Source organism: Paenibacillus sp. 1-18 (assembly GCF_000520755.1).
Taxonomy (GTDB): Bacteria; Bacillota; Bacilli; order Paenibacillales; family Paenibacillaceae; genus Paenibacillus; species Paenibacillus brasilensis.
This window is the reverse complement of record NZ_ASSB01000395.1, coordinates 20496-29188: the sequence shown is the minus strand read 5'-3', so window position 1 is coordinate 29188 and position 8693 is coordinate 20496. Positions and strand designations below refer to the sequence as shown.

6 protein-coding genes and 2 pseudogenes are annotated in these 8693 nt (G+C 46.9%); 6 read left to right on the top strand and 2 right to left on the bottom strand.

Features of this window, described 5'->3' with window-relative positions; translation table 11 throughout:
• The 3 genes and pseudogenes from L693_RS28590 to L693_RS0126750 form a co-directional block, all read left to right on the top strand.
• Positions 1-446 (top strand): annotated as a pseudogene (locus L693_RS28590) (copper resistance CopC/CopD family protein); the annotation flags it as partial.
• Positions 447-478: 32 nt separating this feature from the next.
• A complete protein-coding gene (locus L693_RS0126755) occupies positions 479-1228 on the top strand; it encodes a YcnI family copper-binding membrane protein (protein ID WP_025721487.1) in 750 nt (249 codons plus the stop codon).
• 312 nt (positions 1229-1540) lie between these two features.
• Positions 1541-2788, top strand: coding sequence for a stalk domain-containing protein (locus L693_RS0126750; RefSeq protein ID WP_025721485.1), 1248 nt, complete (start codon positions 1541-1543; stop codon positions 2786-2788).
• 76 nt (positions 2789-2864) lie between these two features.
• Here L693_RS0126750 and L693_RS0126745 read toward each other — a convergent pair whose 3' ends face one another.
• Positions 2865-3248 carry a winged helix-turn-helix transcriptional regulator gene (locus tag L693_RS0126745; protein WP_025721483.1) on the bottom strand — a complete coding sequence of 128 codons (384 nt, stop codon included), beginning with the start codon at positions 3246-3248 and terminating at the stop codon, positions 2865-2867.
• A gap of 185 nt (positions 3249-3433) precedes the next feature.
• Here L693_RS0126745 and L693_RS0126740 point away from each other — a divergent pair, with 185 nt between their 5' ends.
• The 3 genes and pseudogenes from L693_RS0126740 to L693_RS31820 all read left to right on the top strand — a co-directional run.
• Positions 3434-4108 (top strand): NAD(P)H-dependent oxidoreductase, encoded by a 675-nt coding sequence (locus L693_RS0126740; RefSeq protein WP_025721481.1) that lies wholly within the window; start codon positions 3434-3436, stop codon positions 4106-4108.
• 201 nt (positions 4109-4309) lie between these two features.
• A complete protein-coding gene (locus tag L693_RS0126735; RefSeq protein WP_231503773.1) occupies positions 4310-5119 on the top strand; it encodes a response regulator in 810 nt (269 codons plus the stop codon).
• A gap of 21 nt (positions 5120-5140) precedes the next feature.
• Positions 5141-5461, top strand: a pseudogene (locus tag L693_RS31820) (bacterial transcriptional activator domain-containing protein); the annotation flags it as partial.
• 97 nt (positions 5462-5558) lie between these two features.
• On the opposite strand, the gene L693_RS0126730 reads toward L693_RS31820, so the two are convergent.
• On the bottom strand, positions 5559-8630 hold the full coding sequence (locus L693_RS0126730; RefSeq protein ID WP_025721479.1) for a hybrid sensor histidine kinase/response regulator: 3072 nt from the start codon (positions 8628-8630) through the stop codon (positions 5559-5561).
• Positions 8631-8693: the final 63 nt, after the last annotated feature.

Here is an 8693-nt window from a genome sequence, read left to right as displayed (position 1 = left end):
AAGCGGCGGCGACCCGGCGGGTCGCCGTGGGGTTACGAGCCGAGCTGTCCGTCGGCCTGCTCGTGCTGCTGTTGGCTGCGCTGCTCACCCACTTGTCACCCGGTCAGGCACCCGCTGTTCCGTTCGAGGAGACACACACTACAAGCGAGTATAACGTCAGGCTGGGAGTCAGCCCCAATGCTGTGGGCAGCAATGAATTTAAGGTGACTATTCAGGATAGCAAAGGGAATGCGGTTTCAGGAATTCAGCAGGTTTCATTGACGCTCGTTCCGGCAGACCCTGACAAAGCTCGGCAGGAGTTTGTTCTCCCAGTGAAGCAGCAGCCCTTCCGCAGTCAGGAATTGATAACTGCCGAAGGAACATGGGTGGTCAAAGTACACGCCCTGACGGCATCTCTGGATGCGGTTGATGCCGACTTTACCCTGCACGTAGGCGGGAAAAAATAATCAATTTATTACTTTAAAGGAGCGAAATAAATATGAATACAACGATTCAATCGGTGAAATCCAGATTTTCCAGGTTTGCGGCGTCAGCGGGCTTGATTGCAGCAGGCGCCTTGCTTTTTGCAGGTATGGCCAGTGCACACGTGACGGTAAAGCCTTCCGTTTCGCAGCCCAATGCGTGGGAAACCTACACGCTGAAGGTACCCGTGGAGAAAAACATCCCCACCACCAAAGTTGCTTTGAAAATTCCGAAAGAGGTCGTTTTTAAACAATACGAGCCCATACCGGATTGGAAGGTAGCTACTGAAAAGGACAGCTCTGGTAAAGTAACCACCGTGACCTGGACAACGGAAAAAGACGGTATTCAAGCAGGACAATACCAGCGCTTCAGCTTTGTAGCACAAAATGCAGACCAGAATACCGAAGCACCTTGGGACGCCTTCCAGTATTATAGTGACGGAAGCATTGTGGAATGGACAGGCGACGAAGAAAGCAGCACACCTCATTCCATTACCAAAATAACGACAGAGGCTATATCCGAAACCCCTACCCATGCCACAGACAGCGGGCACGATTCGGCTGGCACCGCAGCAGGCCATGCGAGCACAGACACGACCAAAGAAAGCAGTAGCCCCGCACCCGCTTCGAGCCCTGCTACGGAAGCTGCGTCTACCGCTACAGCTCCAGCCAGCCCGGCTGTACAAACGACCGCTCTCATCCTCTCGATTATTGCAGTCGTGCTTGGTGCAGCAGCTGTCGGCATTGCACTCAAGCCCCGCAAGTAATCTAAATTGTTCTGATTACTATAGATACACAGTGGCTTGCTCCTCCACTGAACGGATTTGACCGCCTAGAAAATACGTGCCTCTGAGCACGCTCAACAAAAACAACCATTGAATGGCTTAACAGCTGTCAATGGTTGTTTTTTTATATGGGTACACCAACCAAAAAACATAATACCCACGCTAAGATATACTCGGGTTCATCTCATCCTACATTTCACATTCACCTATCTATCATTTTTTTGGTAAAATGGTAGAAACCTCACGATTCTAGCATAATAGCTTTGCAATCTATTGAGCATAGGAGATCATAGGATGAAAATCGTAAATAAGGCTCTGTTATCTAGCGCTATTTTTCTGAGTACAGCAGCGGGCATCTATAGCCCCTTGGCTCAGGCGGAGGCGGGCAAGGTCAGCATTGTGCTGGACGGATACCCGTTACCGTTCCCCGTACAGCCCGCAATGATGAACGGAACGACCATGGTTCCTTTTCGTGCTATTTCGGAAGCTCTCGGCATTACCGTCAAATGGGATCAAGCCAGTCAAAGCATCACCGCTACCAAATCACAAGGCTCTGCAACCAAGCAGGTGGTTCTGAAAATGGGCAGCCGCAATGCCACAGTGGACGGGCAAACAGTGCAACTAACAGCTGCACCCCAAACCGTACACGGGAGCACGATGATCCCGTTAGGATTTTTCGGGCAGCAATTTGGGGCCACGGTGAACTGGAATCAAGCAACACGGACCGTCTCTATTACATCGCCACGTGAGGCCATGTATACGGTAGGCTTCTATGCGTTATCTTCTTTTGACCAGCGATCCAAGATACCTAATTTTAACGCAGTAGCCTTCGGCTGGAGCCGAATTGATACGAACGGGCAGTTTACGACAACTGGCAAAGAATACAAATGGCCTCAAGCCGCTGGAACCGTAACACCGGATTCTATTGTACAGGAGGCAGACAGCCAGGGGACGTCCCCTTATCTGATGGTCTATTCCGGTGACGGTAATCACGAGTTGACCAAGGTTTTGGAAAATGCTCAGCTTCAAGAACAGGCCATTTCCCAAATCGTCAGCACTGCCACCGATAAGCAGTTCAAGGGAATCACGCTTGATCTGGAGGGTCTGGGCTGGAGCGGTGATAAGGCCAAAGCGCGTTCAGACTACAACGCTTTTATTCAAAAGCTGTCTGCCAAAGCGCATCAGGCTGGACTCAAGCTCACCGTCGTTCTGCATCCGCTGAACAGCTCTTACGCTGGCTATGATTACAAGACGCTGGGCAATCTGGCGGACGATCTGATCATTATGGCTTATGATTATGGTCAAAAGGCGACGCCTGAGCCTTTGGACAAAGTAGACGAAGCCATAAAGCTGGCCTTGAAGGAAACCTCGCGGGACAAGCTGATTTTGGGGATTTCGATGGGTAGCGAAAAAGACAGCACTGTTAACGCCAAGGTCGGCCTAGCCAAACGTTATGACCTTAAAGGCATCGCCATCTGGCGGCTGGGCATCATTGGAGAAACGGCTTGGACGAAAATGAACGAGGCCATCGAGTTTAAATAACCCTGCTCTTACTGCGCCCGCTAACGATCTCGTGCATCTTGGATGAAATCATCAGCGGGCTTTCCTTATGCCCACCTTAACAAAAATGCTTTCCCGAATCGGATGTTGTCGCCGCAGGCTCGCCATTCTGCTCCCCATAAAAGATACCCCAGTCTCTCATAAAATCCAGCAACGGCCTTAATGTATCCCCCAACGGGGTAAGCGAGTATTCTACATGTGGTGGATTCTCGTTATAAATTTGACGATGTACAATGCCGTCCCGTTCCAACTCACGCAACTGCAAGGTCAGCATCCGCTGTGTAATATTGGGCAAGGTTCGCCGAATTTCGTTGTAACGCCGTGGTCCGGTGGTCAAATGATATAGAATCACTCCCTTCCATTTACCGCCTATAACCCCTACAGTTTTCGCCACTGGACATCCAAAATTCACGCTAACTCCATTTTCCATTTTTTGTGTCATCTTTCCCCTTCTTTCTGCAGGATATAGATCCATAGCCCCAGATTGGTGACAAGGAACAAATATGTGCGTACTTGTTCCCTCAAAAAACTTTCTATATGATGACTATATATTCGCTATCAGCTCTCATTATATTAGCAGAAAATATATGAAGCACCAACTAAATCCAACTGGAGGGAATACGTTTTATGTCCAATACATCCGCTAAAAAACAGGAGATTCTGGATGCTTTTCTGTTCCGACACGCCACGAAGGAATTCGATCCTGATCGCATCATACCGGAGGAGGATTTTCAATTCATTCTTGAAACCGGTCGGCTTTCCCCAAGCTCCGTCGGTTTTGAACCGTGGCAGTTTGTGGTTGTACAAAATCAAGCTTTAAGACAAAAGCTGGCTGCGGTGTCCAGCGGGGGGCAAAAGCAGATTCCTGCGGCCAGCCATGTCGTCCTCATTTTGGCGCGTAAGGATGTACGATATGATTCTCCTTACGTGGAGTATATGTATAAAGAGGTAAAAGGCATGTCCGAGGAAGAATTTGCTTCGCTACCGGGACGCTACAAAATTTTTCAGGGTGAAAATCAACGTCTGCTGGAAAACGAGCGTACGTTATTCGACTGGGCTTCCAAGCAGACCTATATTGCCCTGGGCAATATGATGACGGCGGCGGCTCAGATCGGCATTGATTCGTGCCCGATTGAGGGCTTTAACTACGATCAGGTGCACGCCATTCTGGAGGAAGAAGGACTGCTGGAGGACGGACGACTGGATATTTCGGTCATTGCCGCCTTCGGTTATCGCGCTCATGAGCCTAAGCGGGAAAAATCCAGGCAGCCCCTGGAAAAGGTCACACGCTGGGTTCTGTAAATATACCTCCAATACTGTCAGTCAAGCTTAAGTATAGTAAACATCCTAACAGGCGGGCTTGCGATCATCCATCTTAACGGTGGCCCATCGCAGCCCGTCTTTTTATTTAAATTTTTTCTCTTCTACAACCTTTTGTTTATAGCCGCAGCCAAGTTATCCTATATAATAAGATGTATCTGCCTAAAAAGGAGTAAAGCACACGTGGAAAAATCAGAGAAATTGACAAGGATTGTTATTGTCGATGATGAAGAATTAGCTTTGGATTATATGAAGCGTCTGCTTGGCAAGTTACAAGGCATACATATTGCAGGAGCTTTTACGAATCCGTTCGTGGCTAAGGACTATATTTTACTTGATGATATAGACATAGCCTTTTTGGATGTAAGACTTCCAGAGATCAGCGGAATTGAATTAGCAAGTCAAATTTTGGAGTACAAACCCCATATTCAGATTGTATTTGTTACGGCTTACGATAAGTACGCTATCCAGGCCTTCGAGCTTAATGCGCTGGATTATCTGCTCAAGCCGGTCACAACAGAACGTCTCATCAAAACCATGAATCGTATTCTGAAGCGTGAGGATCAAGCTGTCTCCATACCTTCGGATCAGCCTTCCCTTCTTCATTTACAGGTTTTTCAACATGTTGTCTTCACATTACCGGATCAGCAGCCCACTGTTCTTCAGTGGAGGACCAAAAAGACTCAGGAGTTGTTTTTGTACCTGCTCCAAAACCATGACCAATGGGTTCGCAAATCAGCCTTGATTGAATTACTATGGCCGGAATATGAAGAAGATAAGGCCTACTCTCTTTTATATACTGCCGCTTATTACATTAGAAAAAGTATAGCGCCGTATCATTCCTTTTTAGATATTTCCAACACTAATGGCGGTTATATTTTGCATACGCAAAACGTGCTGTTAGATACAGAAAGATGGGAGTCCCTCCTGGCATCCGCTCCACAGATAAACAAGGAATCCATTCCCTATTATGTTAAAATGATGGAATTATAGAAAGGGGACTATTTACAGGAATATGATTTTTGGTGGGTTGAAAGTGAACGCCAAAGACTGCATAAAATGTGGTTATCCACCTCATTAAAAATGGCAGAGTGGTATAGAGGGAACTCCCAGCCTGAAGAAGCGGTCTCAATTTATGAGGGCATCTGTAGTCGTCACCCCCAAGCAGAGGAAGCCTACTGGGGATTAATGAAAATCTATGCTGATATGAACAAAAATAACCTAGTTAACAAGTGGTATGATTTGTTATCATCCGTCTTATGGGAAGAGCTTCATGAGAAGCCCAATGAACAAATTACGAATTGGTTTATAGAGTGGCAAATGGCACATGCCTAGTCTCACGGCTAGAGTCATTCTCGGGAACCCGTAGAACCTCATCAGAACCGGCACTTGCTTCGCCTCGTTCTGCATGAGGTCCTACGGGACAGAGATATTAAGTTTCTTGCCTTTGTATCCGGGGAACATGGAAGCTCACCGTTGTACCCTGATTGGGACGACTACTAATATACAGCCCCTTACCGAATACTTGCTTCAGACGTCGGTCCGTATTCCGTAACCCAATCCCGCTATGCTGTTCTTGCTGAGGATCCAGCAGACGATCCAGCTCCTCCTGACTCATACCCATACCGTCATCCATAATGGCTATTTCTGTGCCATCCTCCCGCTGCTGAATTCGAATGCACAATGTTCCTCCATCTATCCGATTCATGATACCATGCCTGATCGCATTTTCCGCAAGTGGCTGGATTGACAACGGCGGCAGAAGCAAGGACACCTGTTCGTCTACTTCCCATACAATATCTAATCTATTCCCAAAACGCTCCTTCTCTATATAAAGATAAGATCTCAGGAGTGCAAGCTCGTATTCCAGTGATACGACTCTATCAATATTTTGAGGATTGAAGCTTGATCTTAAATATTCACCGAACTCTTCAATAAGCTTCACCATTCTGGCATGATCCACATGACTTAAGGATGCAATGGTATTCAAGGTGTTAAACAAAAAATGAGGTTTGATTTGCGCCTGTAACCATGCAGCCTCCATCCAAAGCTGTTCCCTTGCGGACTTTTTAACATCAGTCAAGGCACGTACCCTGGATTTCAATTCCATGGAATCTACAGGCTTCATAATATAATCGTTGGCCCCGGCAAGAAATCCCGTATATAAGTCCTCCTGCTGACTACGTGCCGTCAACAGCAGCACAGGCAGCTCGGAAATGCTAAAGTATTCCCTCACACGCCGAGTTAACTCATAACCCGACATTTGAGGCATCATGACATCCGCTATAATTAAATCCCATTCCCGCTGATCCAACCTATGCAGAGCCTCCTGGGCACTGGTTACAGTGACAAGATCATAAGACTCCGTTTCCGAGGCGAGAATGCCCTCTAACACCCTTAAATTAACCGGATCATCATCTACCGCGAGTATGGCCGACCGTGCAGAGCCTGCCGCAACCTGCATCACAGCTTCATTTTGCAAAGCTATAAAATCAGTATCTGCCGTTTCATCCATACGCACCTGCTCGTTATCTCGTAGTTCGTCGGGTACAGGTGAGGGGTCAAGCGGTAGCGTGAAAGAAAAGGTTGAGCCTTGCCCAAGTTCAGAGCATACACTCAGAGATCCCCCATGAAGCTCCACCAATTGCTTGCTGATGCTCAACCCTAGTCCAAGCCCATCCCCAATAACCGTTAAATGAGAATCTCCTTGTTCATATGGATAAAATATTCGCTTTTGCGTCTCCTCATCCATCCCAACGCCCGTGTCACGAACCTCAATACTGGCCATTTCACCTTGGATATGTGCGTGAACGGAAATGGTCCCCTTAGCAGTATATTTGACCGCATTGTGAAGGAGATTGAACAGGATTTGGATTACCCGGTTTTCATCCGCTAATACATTTGGAAAATCAGCAGGGATGTTTACCACCATGTTTAGAGGTTTACCATCTGTCATGAATTGAAGCATATCCAGCACACCCGAGGCTACAGCCTGGGGCTTCAAGCTTCTTTTTTCCAGAAGAATATCCTTCTCACGCAGACGTGTAACATCCAGCAAATCATTCAATAATAAGGACATACGGCGACCGACCGTAACGAGCAATTGCATGTTTCTCTTGTTGGGCTCATCCAGGGCGCCATTCTGATTCTCCAGCACGGTCTGTGCTATATTAATCATCCCATGCAGAGGATTTCGCAGCTCATGAGAGGTGTTGGCCAAAAATTCATTTTTCACCTGATCAGCGCGCTGCAGTCTCACCGTCAACCTTCTCAGCTCGGTATTCGTATTAAAAAAACGTTGGAACCAATAGGACGCAAACGCCACGAAGGCCAGCACTATATCCCAAGGGTAATAGGGGAGGTCATTCGTTTTGAACACGCCCCACAGTATGCTGGAAGCAATGCTAAGGGATGCGAGCAACAGAAAAATAGCCTCTTTTTGCCCTCTGAATGTTCTAAGAAAAGTAAACGTTGGAACCGTAACACATAGGGTAATGCCTGAAAATGCGATAAGAGCCAACAAAAATGCATAAAGGTTGGATGTAGATGCAAATAAAACCGTAACCGCAAAACAACAGTGGCCTATAAAAACAATCTGAATGATGCGGGATCGAACCAACAGAGACTGCACCAGCTTCAGTACACACATACCTATTCCTATATAGGAAAGTATGGTTATTTTTAACGAAAGACTCAAATTGATGGGGAACCAGTCTATTAAAAGCTTGTCATCGTCTGTCAGGATGGATAATACCGTGCAGACTACAATTCCCGCAAAATACAGAAGCGCCTTCTTTTGTGGATTCATAAAAAATATAACGATTACATATATCCCGTGGAGCAGCAAAATAATACACACCATGATTTGCATCGAGATCGCGAAGTTGGTTCGGCTATTCACAGCCTCCGCGCTTCCGAAAATGATAGGCTTCACAATTCCTCCGCTGGAAGGAAAATCATAATTGGATACTTGAATGACAATCTCTATGGACTTTCTGTTCGTATCAAACATAGCAGTGAACGGAACGGTCGATCCTGTATGCTGTTCGACCTTGTTAGAGACCTGTCCACTATGACTAACTAAACGGCCGTTCACAAATATGTTGGATGCCGTACTAATCCTCCCGATCCGAAGTCCATATAAAGTGTCCTCCAACCTGTCATTCAAAATAAGCAGCCGATAGGTTCCAACCCCATATGCCTTATGATCCACGGGAGATACCGACTCACTCCATAATCCGGGTACCTGAATGGCCTGGCGCTGCTTCTGCATAAATAAGGATTTCAGTTCAGCAGGAGAAGATAAAGCTCCAGGATAAAACTCCCACTCTCCATTTAATGGTAGGGTCTTCATCTCCTGCAAATCCAGGCCCCTCAGATCCAGAATTCCCGCCTTGGCCCGGGGATAATCCTGATTGTGGTAATAATCAAACCACAGCAAACGCAGGCCGATAATTACGATCAGGAATGACAGCGTAATAAAAAAAAATCTCCGCTTGCTCATCCACTTGTCATCCGGTACCATACATCAACGCCACTCTGCCGGGCTCTCATTTGAACCAGCAGC